We start from the raw sequence: 23,507 nt of genomic DNA, 5'->3' as shown, positions 1-23,507 counted from the left end.
GGGAGAACGGACATGAAAAAGATCATCGCGTTAGGGCTGCTGTTGGCGACATTACAAGGGTGCAGTCTGCGTGAGCCGATGTCGGCCGAGCAGGACACCGAAACCCCGACCCTGACCCCCAGGGCTTCGACTTATTACGACTTGCTGAAGATGCCGCGACCCAAGGGCCGGTTGATGGCGGTGGTGTACGGCTTCCGTGACCAGACCGGGCAGTACAAGCCGACGCCGGCGAGTTCGTTTTCCACCAGCGTGACCCAAGGCGCGGCGTCGATGCTGATGGACGCGATGCAGGCCAGTGGCTGGTTTGTCGTGCTGGAGCGGGAAGGGCTGCAGAACCTGTTGACCGAACGCAAGATCATTCGCGCCTCGCAGAAGAAGCCGAATACGCCGGTGAATATTCAGGGCGAGCTGCCACCGTTGCAGGCGGCGAACATGATGCTCGAAGGCGGGATCATCGCCTATGACACCAATGTGCGCAGCGGTGGGGAAGGGGCGCGGTATCTGGGGATTGATTTGCAGCGTGAGTATCGGGTGGATCAGGTGACCGTCAACTTGCGTGCGGTGGATGTGCGCAGTGGGCAGGTGCTGGCGAATGTGATGACCAGCAAGACGATTTATTCGGTGGCGCGCAGCGCGGGGATTTTCAAGTTCATCGAGTTCAAGAAGTTGCTTGAGGCTGAGGTTGGGTACACCACGAACGAGCCGGCGCAGCTTTGTGTTCTGTCGGCGATTGAGGCGGCGGTGGGGCATATGGTGGCGCAGGGGATTGAGCGGCATTTGTGGCAGGTGGCGGGGGACAGTTCGGTGCCTGGGCAGGATGATGTGTTGAATCGGTATTTGACCCAGAACAAGATTGATCCGGATGCTGAGTGAGGTTTTTGCTGTTGAGCTTGGCGGCCTGATAGCCGACCAGGCTCTCTCGGTCGAAACCGGTTTAAACCTGTAGGAGTGAGCCTGCTCGCGATAGCTATCTCTCAGACACAGTTGCTATTGCGGATGTACCACAATCCTTGTGGGAGCTGGCTTGCCAGCGATGGCGGCCTTGTAGCCGACCAATCTCTGGCGGATGTACCCAGTTCCAATTGTGGTAGCGAGCCTGCTCGCGAAGGTGTTTTATCAGGCGGTGGGGTTCTTTCTGACGGAGTACATATCCATTCCTGCGGCAACGGCTGCTTAGGGTTCCGCCCTTACGGCGGGTCACTTTTGACAAACGCCTCAAAAGTAACCAAAAACGCTTGCTCCTACGTACGGCCCGCTCGCTAGAGCTCGGGGTTCCTTCGCTCCGGGATCGATCCGGGCGCAGCGCCTACGGTTTGCTTCGCTGCACCTCCTCTCGCTGTGTTTGGCTGCGCCAAACGGTCGCTGCGCTCCCACCCCCGGATCAATCCCTGCGCTCAGCCTGCCGACGTCGCTCGTGGATCAAGATCAAAAGCTTCACCCGAGCTTGCGCTCATCGTGTTGAGTGGTGAAGAGCGGGCGCGATGCGAAAATTTATCGGGTGAACTCAATTCCTGTGGGAGCTGGCTTGCCAGCGATGGCGGCCTGACAGCCAACCAATCCCTCGCACATGTACCTGCCTCTGTAGGAACCGGCCCGCCAGCAATGACGACCCCAACTTCCCCAAACATTTGGATCTCCACCCTGGAATGTTAGGCTCCCCCCAATCCCTGCATTCTGTGAAGGAAGGCTTATGTTGAAGGTGTTCGCTCTACTGACGCTGCTGGTGTCCAGCGCCGTCCAGGCGCAAACCACGCTGCAATCCGATCTCCCATTGAAGTACCTCGAGCAGGTTCATCCGGACGCGGAGCCGCGTCCGTTGGTGATTTTCCTGCACGGCTACGGCAGTAACGAAGCGGATCTGATCGGGATGAAGTTCCAGCTCCCGGCGCAGTACAACTACTTGTCGGTGCAGGCGCCGCTGTCGTTGGGCGAGGATCGCTATCAGTGGTTTCGCAAGAAGGGTGAGGGCGCTTACAACGGTGAGACGGATGATTTAAAGGCCAGCGGGCAGAAGCTGCGCGACTTCATTGCGCAAGCCGCGAAGAAATATCACGCCAGTCCGGACAAGGTGTACCTGATCGGCTTCAGCCAGGGCGCGATGATGACCTACGAAGTGGGGCTGCGACCGCCGCTGGCCGTGGGCGGCATCGCGGCGTTGAGCGGGCGTTTGTTGCCCGTGTTGAAAGGACAGCTCAAGGCCGAGCAACAACCGCTGCCGCTGAACATCTTCATCGGCCATGGTACCGCCGATGATCGCGTGCCGTACCACGACGGTACCGAGGCCAAGGCGTTGCTGGAGAAGCTGGCTTACACACCGCAATTCCATGCCTATCCAGGTGTCGGCCACAGCATCACTGCGGCCGAGCTGCGGGATTTGAATGGCTGGTTGCAGCAGCTCAATCCTTGAGGATGGTTTTTACCAGGGCATCGTGACCTTTCTTGTCGCTGGCGCGTGAGATCACCTGAACCAGCGCCATTTTCGTGCCGGAGCCGGCCAGCAGCGTGGTGTTGAGGGTCTGGCCGCCGCCTTGGGTGGCGGTGCTGTCGACTTGACGCAGACCGAGGCCGGTGCCTTTCTGGGTCAGACTTTTCTCCGTGAGCTTGTTGAAATCCGGCAAGGCTTTGCGTTGGTCTTCGATGAAGCTCGAGACGCTGCCGTCGAGAAATTCGCCGTCATTGTCCTTGACGTTCTGGCCTTCAGGAATCTGGTTTTCGGCGGCGATGACCACGGTTTTGGTGGACTCGTTGGTGTACATCGTGCCGGTGGCGCCGCCGGGGCTGGCCGGTAACGGATCAGCCACGAAGCCTTTAGGCAGAGTGAAAGTGAACTTGCCGCCGAGCAGCGAGACTTGCTCGGTCGTGGCTTTTTCCTTGGCTTTGGCCGCCTGAGCGTTGATGGCGCCGAGACCGGCGACGGCCGCCAGCAACACGATGACGGCTTTCTTGCTCAACAATGACATTCGAATCTCCGAGGGATGGACGCGCTAGGTGGGCGATCATCCCACGCAGCGTGCTGTCACTCCAGCGCGGTTCGTCAGGGTTACTGTGCCTGCTGCTGTTTCGCCACCGGCCGGACCAGCAATTGGCGGGTCACGCCGAGCATGGCCACGGAGACCGCCACGCCGACCGCGAATCCGCTCAGTCCCAGGGTGGGCAAGGTCAATGCCGCCACCAGGCAGAACGCCGAAAACGAATACATCCCCGTCGCGGTTGCCCGTAACAGCACGGCAGTAAACGCCGGGCCACGGGTTTGCTGGGAAAACACCGCCATCACGCTGCCGAGCACCGGGAACACCGCGAGCAGACCGCTCCAGCGCTCGCCGACGGTACTGGCCAGCATCGTCACCACCAGCGTCAGCGCGGCGCCGGCGATCATCCGCCAGATCAGTTTGTCCGACTTCGGCGCCGGGCCGTTGAGCACTGGCTGTACCTTAGGAAACAGGTAAGGCGACGAAAGCAGAGCAATCGCGGCCGCCGCCACAGAGAACGGCAACGACGCGGGAACGAGCGACAACAGCAACGCCAGTACGCCCCAGACCGCCAGCGAAATCGTCAGCGCCCACGGCCAGTTCGCGCGCTGTGCGACCTGCGCATAGGTGATGCAGAAGGCAATCATCGCGAACATCGCCGATAACGCCGCCACCGCTGAGTGAGCGGCAAACGCCGGCCCCTGCTCAATGGCGAGGAAAAACAGAATCGGCCCGACCACCACCGGCAACCCGGACAGCCACCCGGCCACGCTTGGCCCCCAACGCTTGCCCGCGAGGGAAATCAGCAGCAGAAAACCGGGAATCAACAGCAGTTTGAGGATCAGCACGCAGGGGGCTCCGTCAGGTGGTGACGGCCACGTTAGCACTGCCGATCAGAGATTGCTGCAAATGTGTGCGTATTTTGTATACAACATCCGCATTGCAATAGCCGACTATGCTCTGACTATCAGAGCTTGCTGGAGTCGATACCGCCATGAACAGAGCGCCAAAAGTGTTACGAGGTTGTTGCGGCATCGGTTTGTGGGCGTTGTTGCTGACACCGACCTGGGCCAACTGGCAAGACGCGGTGCCAGGTGCGCAGATCATCGGCACCGGCGATTTCAGCGTATTCGGATTCGATGTGTACAACGCGCGGTTGTGGAGCGCCGCCCGGCCTTTGGCTGACGGGCAGCCGTTTGCCCTGGAGCTGATCTACCGCCGCAGCATCTCCCGCGAGGATCTGGTCAAGGCCAGCGTCGACGAAATCAGGCGTTTGGGCGGCGCCAATGTCAGCCCCGTGCAATTGGCCGGCTGGCAGATCCAGATGCAGCAATCGTTCATTGATGTGCAGGCCGGCACGCGGATTACCGGGGTGTATCTGCCAGGTCAGGGCGCGCGGTTTTTTGTCGGTCAGCAGTTGCAGCATGAAATCGATGATCCGCAGTTTGCCCGGGCGTTCTTCGATATCTGGCTGGATCCGCGTACACGCAGTCCCGAGTTGCGTGAGCAGTTGTTGGGTGTCAGTCGATAGATTCTTTTGCGCTTCAAGGCAGCAACTGAAACGTCTAAGCTGCATCTTTCCGACTTGTTTCAGGATGTGTGCGTGAAATTCAGTTTGCCCAAAATCGCCACCGCGCCGTTTTGCCCACCGGAAGTGGCCGGCAGCGTCGCGGTGGATCCGAATGCCTCGTTCTTCAAACGCGTGCTGCGTTTCGCCGGCCCAGGATTGCTGGTGTCGATCGGCTACATGGACCCGGGCAACTGGGCAACCGCCATCGAGGCCGGTTCGCGATTTGGCTACAGCCTGTTGTTCGTGGTGTTGCTGGCGAGTCTGTCGGGCATGGTCGTGCAATGCCTGTGTTCGCGCCTGGGCATCGCCACTGGGCGCGATCTGGCGCAACTGTCGCGCGAGCGCTACAGCACGCCGACCGCACGTTTGCAGTGGGTGTTGGCGGAGATCTCGATCATCGCCACCGACCTTGCCGAAGTACTCGGCTGTGCGCTGGCGTTTCACTTGTTGCTCGGTTGCTCGCTGACCTTCGGCATTGCCCTGACGGCGTTCGACACGTTACTGGTGCTGGCTCTGCAGAACCGGGGCTTCCGCCGACTGGAGGCAATCATGCTGGTGCTGGTCGCCACCATCGGCGTGTGTTTCTTCGTTGAACTGGTGCTGATCAAGCCGTATTGGCCGGACGTGTTCAGCGGCTTCAAACCCTCGTTGTCGGCGATCAGCGATGCTGCGCCGTTGTACCTGGCCATCGGCATTCTCGGCGCGACGGTGATGCCGCATAACCTCTACCTGCACACCTCGATTGTGCAGACGCGGATGATCGGCAAGGATCTGGCCAGCAAGCAGGATGCGGTGAAGCTCGCGCGCATCGACACCATCGGTTCGCTGGCGTTGGCGCTGCTGGTCAACGCGGCGATCCTGATTCTCGCGGCAGCGGCGTTTCATCAGTCAGGGCATACCGACGTAGTCGATATCCAGGACGCCTATCACTTGCTTGATCCGCTGGTCGGTGGGGCATTGGCCAGCGTGCTGTTCGGCGTGGCGTTGCTCGCTTCGGGGCAGAGTTCAACCTTCACCGGCACCATCGCCGGCCAGGTGATCATGGAGGGTTATCTCAACCTGCGGATTCCGTGCTGGCAGCGGCGCCTGATCACCCGTGGGCTGGCGCTGATTCCGGCGTTCATCGGCGTGTGGCTGATGGGCGATAACGCGGTGGGCAAGTTGCTGGTGCTGAGCCAGGTGGTGTTGAGTTTGCAGCTGCCGTTTGCGTTGTACCCGCTGATTCGCATGACCAATGACCACAAGCTGATGGGGCCGTTCGTGAATCGCTGGCCGACGCGGGTGTTGGCGTGGGGGTTGTTTGTGGTGATCAGTGGGGCGAATGCCTGGTTGATTTTGCAATTGGCTGGCTGAATTTTTGCGGTGTCTGGGCTGGCCCCATCGCGAGCAGGCTCACTCCTACAGGATCGGGTTCACAAATCCCTTGTAGGAGTGAGCCTGCTCGCGATGGCGTCAAAACATTCAACAAATATTTCGAACAGACAAAAAACACCCGGTGCAACGCAAGCTGCACCGGGTTTTTGTTGCCAGCAACCAGCGGATGTCGTGGATCCGCCGTCTGCCGTTGAACTCGATATTTAAACGCGTTCCAGCGCCAGCGCCACACCCTGACCGCCGCCAATGCACAGAGTCGCCAGACCCTTTTTCGCATCACGCTTGATCATTTCATGCAACAGCGTCACCAGTACGCGACAGCCCGACGCACCGATCGGGTGGCCCAGTGCGATGGCGCCACCGTTGACGTTGACCTTGTCCAGATCCCATTGCAGATCCTTGGCCACCGCCAGCGATTGTGCAGCGAAGGCTTCGTTGGCTTCGATCAGGTCGAGTTGGTCGATGTTCCAGCCAGCCTTGTCGAGGCAGCGGCGGGTGGCCGAGACCGGGCCGATGCCCATGATCGCCGGGTCAACGCCGGCGTTGGCGTAAGCGGCGATTTTCGCCAGCACTGGCAAACCCAAGGCTTTGGCTTTTTCTGCGCTCATCAGGATGACTGCGGCGGCGCCGTCGTTCAGCGACGAAGCGTTGCCGGCGGTGACGCTGCCGTCCTTCTTGAACGCTGCACGCAGTTTCGCCAGCGATTGCGCCGTCGTGTCGCCGCGTGGCTGCTCGTCGACTTTGAACGCGACCGGATCGCCTTTGCGCTGCGGGATCAGGATCGGCGTAATTTCATCGACAAAGCGACCGGCCTCGATGGCAGCGGCGGCTTTCTGCTGGGAAGCGGCAGCAAAAGCGTCCTGCTGTTCGCGACTGATCTCGTACTTGTCGGCCAGATTCTCGGCGGTAATGCCCATGTGGTAATCGTTGAACGCATCCCACAGGCCATCGCTGATCATGGTGTCGACGATTTGCGCGTGGCCCATGCGCAGACCGGTGCGTGCGCCCGGCATCACATAGTTGGACAGGCTCATGTTTTCCTGACCGCCGGCGATGATGACGTCGGCGTCGCCGCAACGGATTGCCTGTGCGCCCAGGTGCAGAGCCTTGAGGCCTGAACCGCAGACCTTGTTCAGGGTCATCGCGGGCACCGCGTGTGGCAGGCCAGCCTTGATTGCCGACTGACGTGCCGGGTTCTGGCCGGCACCGGCGGTCAACACCTGGCCCATGATCACTTCATCAACCTGCGCACCGTCCAGACCGGTCTGCTCGAGCAACTGGCGGATCACCGCCGCGCCCAGATCAACAGCGGACACGCTGGCCAGGGAACCCTGGAAACTGCCGATCGCTGTGCGCGTGGCGGCAACAATTACGACGTCTTGCATTTTCGAATTCCTCACTCGGCAGCGAACTGCATTTCCGGTACGTGATCCGGGACGATCAGTTTACCAGCGGTTTTGGCGACGATTTCCTCGACGCTGACGCCAGGTGCGCGTTCCTTGAGGACAAAAGCGCCATTTTCGATTTCCAGGTAGGCGAGGTCGGTCAGCACGCGCTTGATGCAACCGGCGCCGGTCAGCGGCAGGCTGCATTTGGACAGCAGCTTGGACTCACCGTCCTTGGACGCGTGGGTCATGATCACGATGATATTGTCGGCGCCAGCCACCAGATCCATCGCGCCGCCCATGCCCTTGACCAGTTTGCCGGGGATCATCCACGAAGCGATGTTGCCCTCGACGTCGACTTCGAACGCGCCGAGCACGGTCAGGTCGACATGACCACCGCGGATCATCGCGAAGGATTCGGCGGAGTTGAAAATCGACGCGCCGATGCGCGCGGTCACAGTCTGCTTGCCAGCGTTGATCATGTCGGCGTCGATGGTCTCTTCAGTCGGGAACGGGCCCATGCCGAGCAGGCCGTTTTCCGATTGCAGCATGACTTCCATGCCTTCGGGAATGTAGTTGGCGACCAGGGTCGGAATGCCGATACCGAGGTTCACATAAAAGCCGTCCTGCATTTCGCGGGCGACGCGCTGAGCCATTTGTTCACGGGTAAGTGCCATGTTGTTATTCTCCGTCAGCCTGAATTATTTGCGGATGGTGCGCTGTTCGATGCGTTTTTCGAACGTGCCGCAAATGACCCGATCGACGTAGATGCCCGGGGTGTGGATCTGCGATGGATCGAGTTCGCCGGGTTCGACGATTTCTTCGACTTCAACCACAGTGATCTTGCCGGCGGTGGCGGCCAGCGGGTTGAAGTTCTGCGCGGTGTGACGGTAGACGACGTTGCCGAAGTGGTCGGCTTTCCAGCCTTTGACGATGGCGAAGTCGCCGGTGATGGATTCTTCCATCAGGTACTTGCGCCCTTTGAATTCGCGTACTTCCTTGCCTTCGGCGACCGGGGTGCCGACGCCGGTGGCGGTGAAGAAGGCCGGAATGCCGGCGCCGCCCGCGCGCATTTTCTCGGCGAGGGTGCCTTGCGGGGTCAGGATGACTTCGATGTCGCCCTTGAGCAGTTGCTCTTCGAACAGCTTGTTTTCGCCGACGTAGGAGGCGATGACTTTGCTGATCTGGCGATCGGTGAGCAGCACGCCGAGGCCGAAACCGTCGACGCCGCAGTTGTTGGAGACGACGGTGAGGTCGCGGGTGCCTTTGCGTTTGATCTCGGCGATCAGGTTTTCCGGAATGCCGCACAGACCGAAGCCGCCGGCGATGACGGTCATGCCGTCCTCAAGCCCGGCCAGGGCTTCCTCGTAGGAACTCACGCGCTTGTCGAAACCTGCCATATGCACCTCTTTTATTATTTGCGGGCGGCTGGCTAGCCGAATGGTTGGAGTGTCTCGCTGGAGAATATATTTGTTAAGTTGATTTTTAAGGTTGATTGATAGATAAAACTCAATAATCGCGTTATGGCTTGCCGCTTAACGCTTGATCGTTCCCACGCTCTGCGTGGGAATGCCTATAGGGACGCTCCGCGTCCAGTGACGCGGAGCGTCACGGGCTGCATTCCCACGCAGAGCGTGGGAACGATCATCAACGACGATCCTGAGGTTTGAGTATGACCATCAAACAGATTCGCGCCTTTCTCGCCGTGGCTCAAAGCCTGAGTTTCGCCGTGGCCTGCGAGCGTCTGCACCTGTCTCAATCGGCGTTGAGCCTGACGATCAAGGCGTTGGAGGAGGGCCTGGGCGGGCGCCTGTTCAGCCGCAACACGCGCAACGTTGCGCTGACTCCGGAAGGCGAATCGCTGTTGCCGCTGGCGCGACGGCTGATCGCCGACTGGGACAACACCGAAGACGAAATGCGCCAGCGCTTCAGCCTGCAACGCGGACGCGTGACGCTGGCGGCGATGCCGTCATTTGCCGGCAACCTGTTGCCGCCGATTCTGAAAACGTTTCGCGCGCGTTATCCAAACGTCAACGTCACGGTCAACGACGTCATCAATGAGCAGGTGCTGGAAATGGTCCGCGACCGTCAGGTTGAACTGGGCGTAGCGTTCGAGCCGATGCAGAACACTTCGATGACATTTACGCCGTTGTACATGGATCGCTTCGTCGCAGTGGTGCCAAAGGATTCACCATTGGCGCAGCGCGCTGAGATTGACTGGCAGACCTTGTTGCAGGAACCGTTCATTACCTTGCAACGGCCGTCGACGGTGCGGGTGATGCTGGAGGAGCACTTGCAGGCGCGCGGAAAGAAGTTGCCGGTGGAGTTTGAAAGTCATCAACTGGCAACGGTCGGCAGAATGGTTGCCAGCGGACTCGGTGTCAGCGCGGTGCCAGCGTTGTGCGCCGAACAGATGCTGGAGCTCGGCGCGCACTGCCTGACACTCAACGACTCGGTGGAACGGGCCATCGGCGTGCTGACCGAACCGGGCAATGAACTCTCGGCAGCGGCGCAAGCACTGTTCGATATCCTCCAACAGGAACACTACGCCTGAAACACACCCCTCCGTTTAGGAGCTGCCGCAGGCTGCGATCTTTTGATGTTGTTGTTCAAGATCAAAAGATCGCAGCCTGCGGCAGCTCCTACAGGGGGGCATTCAGGTGGTGGGCGAGCAACGGCAAAAGTTGTTCGCAGGAGGCTTCGATCTTCAGGTCGAGCAGGTCATCCGCACGGGTCTTGCCGAGGTTGATCGCGATCAACGGTTTGCCGCGATCGGCAATCACCCGGCACAGGCGAAATGCGGAATATGCCATCAACGACGAACCCACCACCAACATACCCGCCGCATTCTCGGCGGCGGCCATCGCTCGGGCGGCGGTGGGCTGCGCGACGTTCTCACCGAAAAACACCACATCCGGTTTCATCCGTTCCCCTGCGCAATGCGGGCAGCGCGGCACCTGAAAACGTCCTTCAAACGCCGGATCGAGCAACGTATCGCCATCCGGCGCCAGCACCGCATCGACACCTGCCAGATACGGGTTGTGCATTTCCATCAAACGTTGAATCGAATCGCGCTCACTGCGCTGACCGCAATCCAGGCACACCACCCGATGCAGGCTGCCATGCAATTCGATCACGTCATGGCTGCCGGCCTGATCGTGCAAGGTGTCGACATTCTGCGTGATCAAGGCGTGGAGCAAGCCATGTCGCTGCAAACCGGCCAGCGCTTCGTGCGCCGCATTCGGTTGCGCCTGACGCACCCGTGGCCAACCGAGCATCGCCCGCGCCCAGTAGCGGCGACGCGATTCGGCGCAGGCGAGGAATTCCTGATACATCATCGGTTGCCGGCCACGACGCACACCGTCGCTGTCGCGGTAATCCGGTATGCCCGACGGCGTACTGATGCCAGCGCCGGTCAGCACCAGAAAATCGCCATCGGCCATCGCCTGTTGCAACGTGTCGAGGTGTTTGCGGGTCGGGCTGTCGAGCATGGTCAGCACTCCGGGGGCGGCGGGATGCCATGCAGATTAGCACTGACCCTGTGGCGAGGGGGCAACCCCCTCGCCACAGGTTTTTTGCAGAACCACAGGGTTATGCAGCGTTACTTGCGCGCCTCCAGTATCAGATTGAACGGTGTTTGCGTCGCACGGCGGAATTGTTTGAAACCGGCCTCGTTGAACACTTTGCGCAAGCGCACTTCCCCGGCCTGCGCACCGAGGCCCAATCCGACTTCCTGGGACAGCGAATTCGGCGTGCAGATAAACGTCGATGCCGCATAAAACAGTCGTCCGACCGGGTTGATGTTGTCGTCCAGCGTATCGTTGGCGAATGGCTCGACCAGCAACACTGTGCCGTCGTCCTTCAACGATTCGAAGGCATGCCGCGCGGCACCGACCGGATCGCCCATGTCGTGCAGGCAATCGAAATAGCAGATCAGGTCATAGTCATCACCGGGATAGCTTTTCGCCGTGCCCTGGAAGAACTTCGCCCGGTTGCTGACGCCACCTTCTTCAGCGCGCTGAGTGGCGACGGTGATCGACGGCGCGTGGTAGTCGAAGCCCACGAAGCGCGAGTTGGGAAACGCCTGCGCCATGATCACCGTCGAGGCGCCATGGCCGCAGCCAATGTCGGCGACGTTGGCACCGCTTTCGAGTTTGCCCACGACACCGTCCAGCGCCGGCAGCCACTCAGCGATCAGATGCCCCTTGTAGCCTGGGCGGAAAAACCGCTCGGTGCCGGTGAACATGCACGGATGGTGATCACCCCAGGGCAGGGCGCCATTGCCGCGCATGGCTTTGACCAGTTTGTCCTTGTCATGGAAAAACGACGCCACCACGCCTAATCCGCCGGCGATGTACACCGGTGAATCCTCCACGGCGAGCGCCAGTGCCTGTTCTTCCGGCAGGCGAAACTGGCCGTCACGGTGTTCCATGTAGCCGGACGCGGCATGTGCACTGAGCCATTCGCGCACCAGCCGTGGATTGCAGGTGGTTTTTGCCGCGAGGGCTTCGGGGCTGATCGGCTGACTGTCGGCCATGGCCCGATAGAGTCCCAGTTCCTCACCGACAATGACATTGGCCAGCATTGCCGCACCGCCCATGTCATTGACCAGTTTGCCCATGAATTCGTTAAGTTTGAGTTCGTCCATGATGGTGCTCCTGTGCCTGGATCACGATCCAGAGGTCTTGCTTATCCCAGGCATACACCTCTGGGGTGTGGTCGTCTTGGATTCGAGCGAAAGCCGCGTCCTGCGTGCCATCGCCCCGGTTGCCCTGTTGTGGGAACAGGGTAATTAAGAGTCTAGTCTTGCTGGGCAATTCGAGGAGCATTTTGCCCGCGCAGATTGCTCTGATTGTGGGTGATCAGTAAGTGCCTCAGGGCGTAACGCAGTTACTTGGCCGGTATACGCTTGTAAATGACTTTTCCATCGGCTATTTGCATTGTTTTATCGGGGGCTCCTGCAGCGATCGCAGTAAAGCGCAGATTAGCTTCCAGATGATCAACAGAAGCGTCTGCGAGCAACTCAATGTCTCCTTCAATGGATGGGAAAAGATTACCGTCGGCGGCGAGGACGTTGTAGGACGCATAAATCGGATCGCCAAATTTGCCGATTTTATAACTACCTTTTTTAGTACCCTCAGGAAGATTCAGCATGAACGTGTGTACACGGGGTGGAACAGGGCTCCAAATCAGTTCAGAGGCAAATAATTCGAGTTTTTGGGTGTCCGGTAAGAAATTGACTTGATGAGTCTTAGTCGAGTACATCACCGAAAAAGCACCAGTCACGTCTGCGGTAAGCGAGTTTGTGCTGTGAACGCCCGGTTTCTTTAACCCGGTCATTTCAAAGTGACCATCGGTCAGCCGAAATCGCTTGCCGCCAAACCCGCCTTCGAAATCAAAGGTTCCCACCATTTTCTCTTGGTCGCCGTAATATCGGAGCGTCAGAGAACCGGTGCTCGAAGACACCATAAAGTCACCTGAAATATAAACAATCCAGGCGTTTTCCGGCCCGTCATCCCTACTGAGCTGGTAGGTTTTCTCTATACCAGTATCGGGCAGACTGACCGGCACGTGTATATACAACGCTCGATTACCCTGTTCTGACGCGTCAGCAGCCGATATTTGCCAATGATTTGGCAAGCGACTGATCTCGAACCGAGAATCGGCAACGAAATCAGGCTCGTCAACACTCTTCGCGGTCATGGTTCCTGCTGTTGCATTCGGCTGTCGAGACATAAACGCTCTTCTTGGTTTTGAGGTTGTTTCTCGAGTCTAAGAAGCATTTTGAAAGTTCGATACTGTCAACTCTGACAGGTGTAAAAAGCTGTTTTCTTATCGCGATTGGGTAATTGGAAATTGGCTTCTTGTATTGGCGTGTATCCCAATTACCTGTTGATACACGGCGTGGCAAAAGTTGCCGAGACTGCACACAGCGCTGATACAGCCACCGTTTCAACTGTATGGGTCAGCCATCATCAGAGGTGTCCATGCCAAACTCCAAATCATCAATGCCCTCGCGCGTCGGACTCGGTCTGCGCCGTGGCCTGCTCAAGGATCTGCAAGCCGCCAGCGCAGGTGATTTCGACTTTCTAGAAGTCGCCCCGGAAAACTGGATCGGTGTTGGCGGTGCCCACGGAGCGGCTTTACGCGAGTTGGCCGAGCGTTACCCGTTGTCCTGTCACGGCTTGTCGCTGTCGCTTGGCGGCTCGGCACCGCTGGATAGCGGGTTTCTTCAGGAAGTGCGCGTGTTTCTCGATCATTACCACGTGCCGCTGTACAGCGAACACCTGAGTTATTGCAGCGATGACGGGCATCTTTACGACTTGCTGCCATTGCCGTTCACCGAAGAGGCGGTGCACCACGTCGCGGCGCGGATTCGCCAGGCTCAGGACGTTCTCGGCCGGCGTCTGGCCGTGGAAAACGTCTCTTACTACGCGGCTCCGCGTCAGGACATGGATGAAGTGACCTTCACCAATGCCGTGCTGCGCGAGGCCGATTGCGACCTGCTGCTGGACGTCAACAACGTCTACGTCAACTCGATCAATCACGGTTTCGATCCGCTGACATTTCTCGCCGGGATCGAGCCGGGCAGGGTCGTGGGTATGCACGTCGCCGGGCACTTCGACGAGTCCGATTCGCTGAAAATCGACACACACGGGGCTTCGGTGAAACCCGTGGTGTGGACGTTGCTGGCCGAGGCCTACAGGCACTTCGGCACGCAGCCGACCTTGCTGGAGCGAGACTTCAACTTTCCGGCATTCGCCGAACTGGTCGCAGAGCTGCAGATCATCCGCCACCTGCAATCCCGGGAGGCCAACCATGGATAACCTCTTGCAGCAACAACAGGCGCTGACCCGATACTTGCGCGATCCCGACCGTCAAACGCCGCCGGTCGACATGAACGCGGCGCGGGTTAACGTCTATCGCGATCTGGTGTTCAACAACGTATCGCAACTGTTGAGCGGCACGTTTGCAGTGTTGATTCGCATCATCGGTGAGCAACGCTGGGGCTTGCTGGTGCGCGGTTTTTTGCGGGACTGGCGGGCGCAGACGCCGAAGTTTGGCGAGATTGCCGAAACGTTTCTCGACTATCTCGCGACGCAACCGCAGGTGTTGCGAGAGGGGCAGTGGCCGGCGTTCCTGCTGGAGCTGGCGCATTACGAATGGGTCGAGATGGTCTTGCAGCAGTCTGATGCTGAGGTGCTGTCATGGACAGATCCGGTGCTGTTGCTGGAGCGCCCGCTGCAGCTCTCGGCGCTGGCCTGGCCGCTGGCGTATGTCTGGCCTGTCCATCAACTCGAGCCGAATAATCAACCCGCCACGCCACCGGCGCAACCGACGCTGTTGCTGGTGCGGCGCACGGCAGACTGGAGTGTGAAGTTTTCCGAATTGAGCCCGCTGGCCTGGCGGTTGCTACAGCGCATCAGCGAGTTTGCGCCGTTGACGGGACGTGAGCAGTTGCAAGCTCTGGCGCAGGAGGCCGGACAGTCGGCGAGCGCTTCGTTCATGGACAGTGGGCTGGCGTTGTTGCAGCAGATGCATGAGGACCAGGTGATCGGTCTGGTATCTTGAACACTTGAACCGCGCCGCTCCCACAGATTTATTTGTAGATATCAAGAATGGAGAGGGAGCTTGAGTTCAGCGCACAAGCCGCCACCCTCGCGATTACTCAAGGTCAGCGAACCACCCAGCGCCATGGCCAGTTGCTGGGCGATGGCCAAGCCGAGGCCGGTGCCGCCAGTGTCGCGATTACGCGAGTTTTCCACGCGATAGAACGGTTGCAGCACCTGCGCCAGTTCGGTTTCGGCGATGCCCGGGCCGCGATCCATGACGGTAATCGCCAGGCTGCCCTTGTTCGCTTCGACCCAGACTTCGGCGCTGCCGGCGAATTTCAGCGCGTTGTCGGTGAGATTGACCAACACCCGACGCAGCGCATGCGGACGGGTGTCGACCACCACTTCGCTCTTGCCCACTAGCTGCACATCCTTGCCCATGTCCTGATAGTCGAACACCAGACTTTCCAGGAACGAATCCAGGTTGGTGCGCCGACTTTCTTCGGTCGAGCCATGAATGCTGCGGGCATAGGCCACGCCTTCGCGCACCAGATGCTCCATCTCGCCGAGGTCATTGCACAGTTTGTCTTTTTCCGCTGAGTCGTCCATGAACTCGGCGCGCAGTTTCATCCGCGTGATCGGGGTTTGCAGGTCATGGGAAATCGCTGCCAGCAGTTGCATGCGTTCCTTCAGATACGCGGCGATGCGCGCCTGCATCGCATTGAACGCACGGGCGGCGTAGACCACTTCGGTCGGGCCTTTTTCGTCGAGGTGGACCGGGTGGGCGTTGGGGTCGAGGGTTTCCACGGCGTTGGCCAGGCGGGTCAGCGGGCGGATCGCAATGCGCACTGCCAGCCAGGTACAGGCGATCATCAGCGCCAGTTGGCCGAGCAAGACCACCGGCAACCACGGCGACAACGGGGCCATCGCCGGGCGTACATCGATGGTCACCGGGCTGCCATCGCTCAGTCGCAGGTGGCCCTGAAAGTGTTTCTTCGGCCCGGGAATATCGCTGAAGGTCAACGGGTAGCGCTCACCGATGGCCTCGGTGATCGAGGTAACGGCCACCGGCACATCCCCGGCCTTGATCGGCGTGCCCGGTTCGCCTTCGCTCAACAGGTAACCATAATTTTTTCGCGCCAGACGCTCGAGCCAGTCAGGACGCTCTTCGGCGGGCAAGCGATCGAGGATGGCGATCGAGGTCGAAACGTCGGTTTCGAGGTTGCCGAGCATGGTGTTCTTCGCGCTCTGGTAACGCTCGTAATACTGCGCGCCGAATGACAGTGCCTGGGCGAGGATCAGCCCGATCAGAAAAATCAGCGACAGCCGCGAGGCGAGGGTGCGCGGCCAGTGCAGGTTCAGCTTCATGCCGGGGCACCGAGGATCTCAACCGGCAGCGAGAACACATAACCTTCGCTGCGCACGGTCTTAATGTAGGCCGGTTCGCGCGCATCATCGAGCAGACGCTGGCGCAAGCGGCTGACCAGCAAATCGATCGAGCGGTCGAACAGGTCGGCGTCGCGGCCCTGGGTCAGGTTGAGCAGTTGATCGCGGCTGAGCACCCGTTGCGGGTGATCGAGAAATACCCGCAGCAAACGGTATTCGGCGCCACTCAGCGCGACCATGGTGCCGTCCTTGTCGAGCAGATGGCGCGCCGAGGTGTCCAGCTGCCAACGGCCGAACGCCAGTAGACGCCCGGCTTCGGTGACCACCAGATTGGGCGGCAGCATGCGCGTGCGCCGAAGCACAGCGTTGATCCGCGCGAGCAGTTCACGGGCGGCGAAGGGTTTGGTCAGATAGTCATCGGCGCCCATTTCCAAGCCGATGATGCGGTCGGTTTCATCGTTGCGCGCGGTCAGCATCAACACTGGCGTGGCCTTGTGTTTGCCGACGCGCAGCTCGCGGCACAGCTGCAGGCCATCGTCGCCGGGCATCATGATATCGAGCACGATCAGGTCGACGGTGTTGGCTTCGAGAAAACTGCGCATCTGCCGGCCATCGGCGACCACCGTGGTGCGCAGGCCGTTTTTCTTCAGATAGTTACCAACCAGTTCACGGATCTCGCGGTCGTCGTCGACGATGAGAATGTGATCGACATGTTCCATCGGGTTCGAGCCTCTATATCAAAGGGGAATGCCGTGCAGTCTATCGAGCCTCGCGCGGCTCGCCTGCCTGCCTTTGTATTGCAGTGTATCTGCCGTGACAACGGATACATGAGCACGCAAAAACGCGGTTCTTCCAGGGTTTTGTATCGCTGTGTATCTCCCTATGGCAGGGATACACAGCGATTGAAACGCGGCTTTTCCTGACACAGACGCGATACCTCGCGAGCCTCAAATAGGCTCCATCGAGGCACACACAGATCGCCTCGGCTCAAACCCACTGAAGCCTTGAGGAACACGCCATGAACAACAAGTCCGTCATCGCCGCCTGCCTGTTTGCTGCGCTGAACATTTGCACGCTGTCGGCCCGCGCCGAAGCCGATGTCACCGCGCAAACCTACACCTACGGCACCCACCTGGATATCCACAAAGTGCTCTCGCTGAAACAGGACAACTCGGTGACTTGCGGCATCGTCGAGGCGCGCATGACCTACCTCGATTCGGCCGGTCAGACCCGCGTGCTCGATTACAGCAAATTCGCCGACGGCTGCAACAACGACAACTAAGCCATCACTCTTTATAGAAGGAAACAGCCATGAACAACGTATCGCGTTTTTTGACCGCCATCGCCTTCTCCCTGGCCGGCGTCGTCACCCATGCCAACGCTGCGGTTGAACAGCATAGCTGCCACAGCGGCACCTGCTTCCAGCTGACGCCGGTGGCCAAGCAGGGCAGCGACGGCCTGATTGCAGCGGACGGCTCCAGCCGCACGCCACAGGGCCAGATGTTTGCAGCCGACGGCGCCAGCCGCACGCCGCAGGGCCAGATGTTTGCCGAGAACGGCGCCAGCCGTACGCCGCAGAGCCATTGGCTGGAAAGCCAGAACGTTTGAATGGCTTGTTACATTCATTGATCAAGGGTGACTCACTATGTACCTCATCGCATTCCTCGGCGGTCTGCTGACCGTGCTCAGCCCCTGCATCCTGCCGGTGGTGCCGTTTCTGTTTGCCGGTGCGCAACGCAGCCGCGCCTCGATTCTGCTGACCCTCGGCGGCATGGCCCTGACCTTCGCGCTGATCTCCAGCCTCGCTGTGGTCAGCAGCGAATGGGTAATCCAGGCCAGCAACAGCGGGCGCTACGTCGCACTGATCGTGATGAGCGTATTCGCCCTGTCGCTGATCTCGGCACGCGTCGGCGACTGGCTGACGCGCCCCTTGGTGATGCTCGGCAATCGCCTCGACCCGGACACCCGGAAAAAGGCCGGGCCGTTGAGCTCGATCATGCTCGGCGTGGCCACGGGGCTGCTGTGGGCACCGTGCGCCGGGCCGATTCTCGGCGTGATCCTCACCGGTGCCATGCTGCAAGGCGCCAACGCGCAGACCAGCCTGTTGCTGCTGGCCTATGGTGTCGGCAGTGCGTTGTCGCTGGGGACCTTGATTTTTGCCGGGCGCGGGCTGGTCAATCGGCTGAAACTGTCGATACCGTTCACCGGTTGGTTGCGCCGCGGTGCCGGTGTTGCGGTACTCGCGACGGCGGCGGTCATTGCCAGCGGCTTCGATAAAACCTTGCTGGCGACCACGTCCTCCCAAGGCGTGGTCAGCGTCGAGAAAAGCGTGCTGGAAAACGTGCCGAGAGTGGTCGACTACTTTGTCAGCAAAGTCCGTGCGGACTCGCCGATGGAGGTGGGCAAAGGGGCGATGCCGTCACTTTCCGGCGCGGTGCAATGGCTGAACTCGCCCGAGCTGAACGCTGAATCTCTGCGCGGCAAAGTGGTGCTGGTGGATTTCTGGACCTACGACTGCATCAACTGCCAGCACACCCTGCCGTACGTCAAAGACTGGGCGAAAAAGTACGAAAAGGACGGCCTCGTGGTGATCGGCGTACACACCCCGGAATACGGCTATGAGCGGATCATCGACAACGTCAGGGATCAGGTGAAAAAACTCGGCATAACCTATCCGGTGGCCATCGACAACAACTATGCGATCTGGCGCAACTTCGACAATCAGTACTGGCCGGCGCATTACCTGATCGACGCCAAGGGGCAGGTGCGTTACAGCCACTTCGGCGAAGGTCGCTACGAAGCGCAGGAGCAGATGATCCAGCAGTTGCTGCAAGAGGCGAAGGCGCCTGCGGCCTGATCAGTGAAACCAATGGCTCAGAGGTCGCGCACCATGAGCCATTGTTCGTTGTCCCAGGCGTGAAAACGTTCCAGCACCTGCCAGCCGCGTTTGGCGTAGTAGTCCTGCTTGTTTTGCGTGTGCAGGTACAGACGCGCAAATCCGCAGTCTTTCGCCTCCTGACAAACCCCTTCAATCAAACGTTCCGCCAGACCTTGTCCGCGCGCTTCAGGACTGACGAAGACGCAGGCCAGCCATGGGCCGAGATCAGGACGCAGGGCGAGGTCATCGCGTGCCAGCGCGGCGCCGCCGACAAGGTGTTCACCGTGCATGGCGATCAGGCAGGACCAGTCACCATTGCCTTGGCCTTCGGCGAACTCACGTTGCCACTCGGCCAGCGGGTGGTCGACGTATTCGTAGGGGAATTGTTGGTGGATCCATTGAGCATAACGGTCGCTGTGGTGCATGTGATGCGCGAGCCAATCGAGTTTCAGTGACATCAGTCGAGTCTGTTCCAGAAGCGAGGGAGCATCAGAAACCAATACCCCCAACCTTGGCAATCCTCAAGGTGTTCCAGAGGCTTTACAGATTCTCACCATTCATCGGCGAACCCACTGTTTTCGGGGGTTGCCAGACGATTGGCAGGGACGCCGTGCGGTCTCGGCGCGATAGTGCTTGAGCAGGGTCACTGCCGGCCTTGCCCCATAACAAGAGCGCGAGGTTGCCATGCCTAGATTCGTGATTGAACGCGAGATTCCAGGGGCCGGGAAGCTGTCGGAAGCAGAACTCAAAGCCGTGTCGAAAACGTCCTGTGATGTATTGCGCGAACTCGGCCCGCAAGTGCAGTGGCTGCAAAGTTACGTCACCGCTGACAAGATCTATTGCGTGTACATCGCACCTGATGAAGAGCAGGTACGCGAACACGCCAGGCTCGGTGGTTTTCCGGCCAACAGTGTGGCGCGTGTGGTGACGGTCATCGATCCGACGACGGCCGAATGATCACCGATCCCACCCGCAGCGGAGTTCACTCTTATGAGTACCCCGATTGATCTGACTGCCCTGAAGGAACGCCAGAAAGTCGCCTGGGCCAGTGGCGACTACGCCGTGATTGGCACGACGTTGCAAATCGTCGGCGAAAACCTCGCCGAAGCCTGCGACCTGCGTTGCGATGAGGAGGTGCTGGATGTCGCTGCCGGCAACGGTAATGCAACGCTGGCGGCGGCGCGGCGCGGTTGCCTGGTCACCTCGACCGATTACGTCGCAGCGCTGCTGGAACGCGGCCAGGATCGTGCCCGCGCTGAGCATCTCGACGTGACGTTTCAAGTTGCTGACGCCGAGGCATTGCCGTTTGCCGATGAGAGCTACGACGCCGTGCTGTCGACCTTTGGCGTGATGTTTGCGCCGGATCAGAACAAGGCTGCTGCCGAGTTGGGACGCGTCTGTCGCCGAGGCGGTCGGATCGGTCTGGCCAACTGGACCCCGGAAGGCTTCGTCGGCCAGATGTTCAAAATCCTCGGCCGCCACCTGCCTCCGCCCGCTGGCGCGCAACCGCCATCGAACTGGGGCTCGGATGCGTGGTTGCACAAGCACTTCGATGATCGTGATTTTCTGGTGCGCGTGATGCGCCGCGAGTTCAATTTTCGCTATCGTTCGGCCGCGCATTTCATCGATATTTTCCGCCATTGGTACGGGCCGGTGCACAAGGCCTTCGCGGCACTGCCGCCGGAAAGCGGACAGGCGCTGGAAAGTGATCTGGCGGATTTGCTCAACCGTTTGAATCGGGCAGGGGAGGGTTCGCTGGTGGTGCCGAGTGAGTATCTGGAGGTGGTGATCACTAAACGCTGAGTTACACCCGGTTTTCGAATCTATTGCGATCCCTGTAGGAGTGAGCCTGCTCGCGATAGCGGTCTGTCAGCTGAATATTTTTTTACTGAACGACCGCTATCGCGAGCAGGCTCACTCCTACATTGGATGTGTGTTGGGTTCTGGAGTCTATTTCACCTGCGGCCGCTCAAACCACTCCAGCGCCGTGCGCCAGATGCAGATCCCCAGAAAGTACGCCGACATCAGCAACCACAGCCCCATCACCAACGGGTTGATCACCGGGTGGTTGAGCACCAGCGACAGACTGCACAGCAGCCAGATCGCCGTCACTGCAATGTTGATCGGCATGAACCGGCGTACACGGAATGGATGCAGGAATTTCATCCGTGTCACCGTCAGCAATGCCAGGCCAATCACCGTCAGAAAAGTGATCCACGGCCCCGGTCCGATGATGTACAGGCACAGCGCGACCACATTCCACGCAGCAGGAAACCCGACAAAGTAGTTGTCCTTGCTCTTCATATTGACGTTGCAGAAGCAGAACAGCGACGACACCAGAATCAGTGACACGGTCAGCAGCAAGGTGTAATCGGGCAGCGGAATGTAGCGATAGATGAACAGCGCCGGGATGAACACGTATGTCAGGTAATCGATCACCAGATCGAGGATCGAACCGTCGAAACTCGGCAGCACCGATTGCACGTTGACCTTGCGCGCCAGCGCGCCGTCGAGGCCATCAACGATCAGCGCCACGCCCAGCCACATCAGGCAGTGGGTCGGCTGGTTTTCCAACAGGGCGAGAGTGGCCAGAAAGGCAGTGACCACGCCAGTCGCGGTAAAACCATGGGCGCCCCATGCTTTGAGCCTGGCGATGTGTACGGTCGATATCACAGGGGCGTTCTCCAAAAAAATGAAGCAGGCCGGGTATCACCCTTGGGCAACAAGGGCGCCGGCAAACCGGGTCGGGGTTGCAGCTATCGACCGGTCTGGCCGGGATAAGGTTCACCATCCTTGAATCTTAGCTGCCCGGCGAAAAAAACGCGGGCGAAATCCGTTGGCGCTTTGAGTCTCAGCCAAACGGTGCTGGCGCAATGGCTTAAGGGGTCTATCGTTGCCAGACGCAGTCACTGCCTTTGCCTGAGGATGACGTCATGAACACCAGCGATTTGCTCGAAAAACTGCTGCGAGGCCAGGCCCCGGCAGGTCAACAATCTTCAGCCTCTGCCAGTGATGGTTTGGGTGGTCTCGGCGGCTTGCTGGGTGGTCTGCTCGGTGGCGCCGATTCCACCGCCACGCGCGGCGGCGCAGCGGCTGGAGGGTTGGGAGGATTAGGTGGTCTGCTCGGCGGGTTGCTCGGCGGCGGTGCCGGTGGTGGTCTTGGCGGCGCCTTGGGTGGGGCGCTGGGTGGCGGTGGCGGCACGCAAAGCCGCTCCGGCGGCACCAACTATGCGGCGCTGGCATCGCTGGGAATGATGGCCTATCAGGCGTATCAGGCCTGGCAACGCAGTCAGGCCAGCGCGGCCCCGCAACAGATCCCGCAAACGGCGAATTTGCTTGCCGGCCCGGAAGTCGAGGAGCACAGCCACGCGGTGTTGCGCGCATTGATCGCGGCGGCCAAGGCTGACGGGCGTATCGATAAATCCGAAAAAGACCTGATCAGCAGAGAAATCGGCAAGCACACCGATGATCCGCAATTGCAGCAATGGCTCGACGCCGAAGTCAGCAAACCGCTGGACGCAAACGAGGTGGCGCAGTCGGCAAACGGTGACCCGGCTGTCGCCGCCGAAATGTACCTCGCCAGCGTGATGCTGGTGGACGACCAACAGGACGCCGAGCGCAGCTATCTGGATGAACTGGCAGCCGCCTTGCAGATCGACCCGGATTTGCAGGTGCATCTCGAGCAGCATGCCAAGGGCCAGGCCTGAAAGCAACATCAAAACCAGATGGCATCCCATAACGGGTAGTCCCCCACACGCCGAACCAATCCGGCGCGTATCGGGTTCATAACGATATATCGGGCCGCCGCTTTAAGATCTTCATCGCGACGCAACGCCCGGTCGTAGTAACCGCGTTGCCATAACCGTCCCTGACTGCCGCGCTTGAGATTGATCGAACGACAACTGCGCGATTTGACGCGGCACATGAGCGCTGCCAATGAACCTTGTTTCAATTCGATCAGCCAATGCAGATGATCCGGCATCACCACCCACGCCAGCGACTGAACCATTCCCTCGTCACTGGCTGCACGCATTTGCTCTACCAGCAGTCTTCCCAAACACCAATCCGAAAATACTGACTGACGTTCGTGAACGGCGGCGGTGAGCAGATAAATACGTCCAGCCTCGCTATAACGTCCTTTGCGTAATCCACACGCCTTTGCAGCAGTAGGCATTCCTTTGCCCTCCCCAAAACATCGTCCCTGAACGTTAGCAATCCCTAACCGTTACGCGAACTCAACCCATTGCACGATGTAACCCTGTAGGAGCCTTTGGCAGCTCCTACAGAGGAATTCAATGGGTGCGAGGATCGCGCAGGTGGCCGTCCGTCCGGGCAATTTTCACGTCGATTGAATTTTTCGCAGGCGCTGCCTCTCTGCTGCTGTAGAGGCGC

At 59.7% G+C, this 23,507-nt stretch carries 26 protein-coding genes; 13 read left to right on the top strand and 13 right to left on the bottom strand.

The window, feature by feature from the left end; all coding sequences use genetic code 11:
- Positions 1 to 12 precede the first annotated feature (12 nt).
- Positions 13 to 873 (top strand): CsgG/HfaB family protein, encoded by an 861-nt coding sequence (locus tag CQ009_RS24875; protein WP_064392643.1) that lies wholly within the window; start codon positions 13 to 15, stop codon positions 871 to 873.
- 817 nt (positions 874 to 1,690) lie between these two features.
- Positions 1,691 to 2,407 (top strand): alpha/beta hydrolase, encoded by a 717-nt coding sequence (locus tag CQ009_RS24870; RefSeq protein ID WP_105709022.1) that lies wholly within the window; start codon positions 1,691 to 1,693, stop codon positions 2,405 to 2,407.
- Here the strand turns inward: CQ009_RS24870 and CQ009_RS24865 are convergent.
- Both CQ009_RS24865 and CQ009_RS24860 read right to left on the bottom strand, forming a co-directional pair.
- Positions 2,397 to 2,960: a hypothetical protein gene (locus tag CQ009_RS24865; RefSeq protein WP_105709021.1), complete on the bottom strand. Its 564-nt coding sequence runs from the start codon at positions 2,958 to 2,960 to the stop codon at positions 2,397 to 2,399. The two genes, CQ009_RS24870 and CQ009_RS24865, sit on opposite strands and share 11 nt — an antisense overlap.
- An 80-nt stretch (positions 2,961 to 3,040) precedes the next feature.
- The gene (locus tag CQ009_RS24860; RefSeq protein ID WP_064392648.1) at positions 3,041 to 3,817 is read right to left on the bottom strand and encodes a hypothetical protein; all 777 of its coding nucleotides are present in this window, start codon (positions 3,815 to 3,817) and stop codon (positions 3,041 to 3,043) included.
- Between the two features lie 146 nt (positions 3,818 to 3,963).
- On the opposite strand from CQ009_RS24860, the gene CQ009_RS24855 reads away from it, so the two are divergent.
- Positions 3,964 to 4,500, top strand: coding sequence for a chalcone isomerase family protein (locus tag CQ009_RS24855; RefSeq protein WP_064392650.1), 537 nt, complete (start codon positions 3,964 to 3,966; stop codon positions 4,498 to 4,500).
- Positions 4,501 to 4,593: 93 nt separating this feature from the next.
- On the top strand, positions 4,594 to 5,892 hold the full coding sequence (locus tag CQ009_RS24850; RefSeq protein WP_371920185.1) for an Nramp family divalent metal transporter: 1,299 nt from the start codon (positions 4,594 to 4,596) through the stop codon (positions 5,890 to 5,892).
- Positions 5,893 to 6,116: 224 nt separating this feature from the next.
- Here the strand turns inward: CQ009_RS24850 and CQ009_RS24845 are convergent, their stop codons facing one another.
- The 3 genes from CQ009_RS24845 to CQ009_RS24835 are packed head-to-tail and all read right to left on the bottom strand — an operon-like array spanning position 6,117 to position 8,698.
- Positions 6,117 to 7,298 (bottom strand): acetyl-CoA C-acetyltransferase, encoded by a 1,182-nt coding sequence (locus tag CQ009_RS24845; protein WP_105709019.1) that lies wholly within the window; start codon positions 7,296 to 7,298, stop codon positions 6,117 to 6,119.
- Positions 7,299 to 7,309: 11 nt separating this feature from the next.
- A complete protein-coding gene (locus CQ009_RS24840; protein ID WP_105709018.1) occupies positions 7,310 to 7,975 on the bottom strand; it encodes a CoA transferase subunit B in 666 nt (221 codons plus the stop codon).
- A 24-nt stretch (positions 7,976 to 7,999) separates the two neighbouring features.
- Positions 8,000 to 8,698: a CoA transferase subunit A gene (locus tag CQ009_RS24835; RefSeq protein WP_007919568.1), complete on the bottom strand. Its 699-nt coding sequence runs from the start codon at positions 8,696 to 8,698 to the stop codon at positions 8,000 to 8,002.
- A 272-nt stretch (positions 8,699 to 8,970) separates the two neighbouring features.
- On the opposite strand from CQ009_RS24835, the gene CQ009_RS24830 reads away from it, so the two are divergent.
- Entirely contained in the window at positions 8,971 to 9,852 is an 882-nt protein-coding gene (locus CQ009_RS24830) for a LysR family transcriptional regulator (protein ID WP_064392657.1), read from the top strand.
- An 88-nt stretch (positions 9,853 to 9,940) separates the two neighbouring features.
- Here the strand turns inward: CQ009_RS24830 and CQ009_RS24825 are convergent, their stop codons facing one another.
- From CQ009_RS24825 to CQ009_RS24815, 3 genes are all read right to left on the bottom strand, one after another.
- The gene (locus CQ009_RS24825; protein ID WP_064392658.1) at positions 9,941 to 10,789 is read right to left on the bottom strand and encodes an NAD-dependent protein deacetylase; all 849 of its coding nucleotides are present in this window, start codon (positions 10,787 to 10,789) and stop codon (positions 9,941 to 9,943) included.
- Positions 10,790 to 10,899: 110 nt separating this feature from the next.
- Positions 10,900 to 11,946 carry a class I SAM-dependent methyltransferase gene (locus tag CQ009_RS24820; RefSeq protein WP_105709017.1) on the bottom strand — a complete coding sequence of 349 codons (1,047 nt, stop codon included), beginning with the start codon at positions 11,944 to 11,946 and terminating at the stop codon, positions 10,900 to 10,902.
- 242 nt (positions 11,947 to 12,188) lie between these two features.
- Positions 12,189 to 13,034: a hypothetical protein gene (locus CQ009_RS24815; protein WP_146117573.1), complete on the bottom strand. Its 846-nt coding sequence runs from the start codon at positions 13,032 to 13,034 to the stop codon at positions 12,189 to 12,191.
- A 251-nt stretch (positions 13,035 to 13,285) separates the two neighbouring features.
- On the opposite strand from CQ009_RS24815, the gene CQ009_RS24810 reads away from it, so the two are divergent.
- Together CQ009_RS24810 and CQ009_RS24805 are read left to right on the top strand one after the other, a co-directional pair.
- Positions 13,286 to 14,125, top strand: coding sequence for a DUF692 domain-containing protein (locus tag CQ009_RS24810; protein WP_064392664.1), 840 nt, complete (start codon positions 13,286 to 13,288; stop codon positions 14,123 to 14,125).
- Positions 14,118 to 14,870 carry a DUF2063 domain-containing protein gene (locus CQ009_RS24805; protein ID WP_105709015.1) on the top strand — a complete coding sequence of 251 codons (753 nt, stop codon included), beginning with the start codon at positions 14,118 to 14,120 and terminating at the stop codon, positions 14,868 to 14,870. Before CQ009_RS24810 ends, CQ009_RS24805 begins: the two co-directional genes overlap by 8 nt.
- A gap of 41 nt (positions 14,871 to 14,911) precedes the next feature.
- On the opposite strand, the gene CQ009_RS24800 is transcribed toward CQ009_RS24805, so the two are convergent.
- Positions 14,912 to 16,219 carry an ATP-binding protein gene (locus CQ009_RS24800; protein WP_105709014.1) on the bottom strand — a complete coding sequence of 436 codons (1,308 nt, stop codon included), beginning with the start codon at positions 16,217 to 16,219 and terminating at the stop codon, positions 14,912 to 14,914.
- Positions 16,216 to 16,956, bottom strand: a complete 741-nt coding sequence (locus tag CQ009_RS24795; RefSeq protein ID WP_064392669.1) for a response regulator — start codon at positions 16,954 to 16,956, stop codon at positions 16,216 to 16,218. Before CQ009_RS24795 ends, CQ009_RS24800 begins: the two co-directional genes overlap by 4 nt.
- Before the next feature lie 299 nt (positions 16,957 to 17,255).
- On the opposite strand from CQ009_RS24795, the gene CQ009_RS24790 reads away from it, so the two are divergent.
- From CQ009_RS24790 to CQ009_RS24780, 3 genes are read left to right on the top strand one after another with little or no spacing between them, the layout of a single operon-like run.
- Complete coding sequence (locus CQ009_RS24790; RefSeq protein WP_064392672.1) at positions 17,256 to 17,519, top strand: DUF2790 domain-containing protein; 264 nt, start codon at positions 17,256 to 17,258, stop codon at positions 17,517 to 17,519.
- A gap of 29 nt (positions 17,520 to 17,548) precedes the next feature.
- Positions 17,549 to 17,845 (top strand): hypothetical protein, encoded by a 297-nt coding sequence (locus tag CQ009_RS24785; protein WP_105709013.1) that lies wholly within the window; start codon positions 17,549 to 17,551, stop codon positions 17,843 to 17,845.
- 37 nt (positions 17,846 to 17,882) lie between these two features.
- Positions 17,883 to 19,094, top strand: a complete 1,212-nt coding sequence (locus CQ009_RS24780; RefSeq protein WP_105709012.1) for a cytochrome c biogenesis protein DipZ — start codon at positions 17,883 to 17,885, stop codon at positions 19,092 to 19,094.
- Positions 19,095 to 19,111: 17 nt separating this feature from the next.
- Here the strand turns inward: CQ009_RS24780 and CQ009_RS24775 are convergent, their stop codons facing one another.
- A complete protein-coding gene (locus CQ009_RS24775) occupies positions 19,112 to 19,573 on the bottom strand; it encodes a GNAT family N-acetyltransferase (protein ID WP_064392675.1) in 462 nt (153 codons plus the stop codon).
- Between the two features lie 226 nt (positions 19,574 to 19,799).
- On the opposite strand from CQ009_RS24775, the gene CQ009_RS24770 reads away from it, so the two are divergent.
- Positions 19,800 to 20,072, top strand: a complete 273-nt coding sequence (locus CQ009_RS24770) for a DUF4242 domain-containing protein (protein ID WP_105709011.1) — start codon at positions 19,800 to 19,802, stop codon at positions 20,070 to 20,072.
- A 33-nt stretch (positions 20,073 to 20,105) separates the two neighbouring features.
- The gene (locus tag CQ009_RS24765; RefSeq protein WP_064392677.1) at positions 20,106 to 20,918 is read left to right on the top strand and encodes a class I SAM-dependent methyltransferase; all 813 of its coding nucleotides are present in this window, start codon (positions 20,106 to 20,108) and stop codon (positions 20,916 to 20,918) included.
- A 147-nt stretch (positions 20,919 to 21,065) separates the two neighbouring features.
- On the opposite strand, the gene pcsA is transcribed toward CQ009_RS24765, so the two are convergent.
- Complete coding sequence (pcsA, locus tag CQ009_RS24760) at positions 21,066 to 21,788, bottom strand: phosphatidylcholine synthase (RefSeq protein WP_105709010.1); 723 nt, start codon at positions 21,786 to 21,788, stop codon at positions 21,066 to 21,068.
- Positions 21,789 to 22,048: 260 nt separating this feature from the next.
- Between pcsA and CQ009_RS24755 the strand changes: the two genes are divergently transcribed.
- Positions 22,049 to 22,822, top strand: coding sequence for a tellurite resistance TerB family protein (locus CQ009_RS24755; RefSeq protein ID WP_105709009.1), 774 nt, complete (start codon positions 22,049 to 22,051; stop codon positions 22,820 to 22,822).
- An 8-nt stretch (positions 22,823 to 22,830) separates the two neighbouring features.
- Here the strand turns inward: CQ009_RS24755 and CQ009_RS24750 are convergent, their stop codons facing one another.
- Entirely contained in the window at positions 22,831 to 23,289 is a 459-nt protein-coding gene (locus CQ009_RS24750; RefSeq protein ID WP_064392684.1) for a transposase, read from the bottom strand.
- Positions 23,290 to 23,507 lie beyond the last annotated feature (218 nt).

Origin of the sequence: Pseudomonas sp. MYb2 (genome assembly GCF_002979955.1) — a bacterium.
Lineage (GTDB): Bacteria > Pseudomonadota > Gammaproteobacteria > Pseudomonadales > Pseudomonadaceae > Aquipseudomonas.
This window is presented reverse-complemented; position numbering and strand designations above follow the sequence as displayed.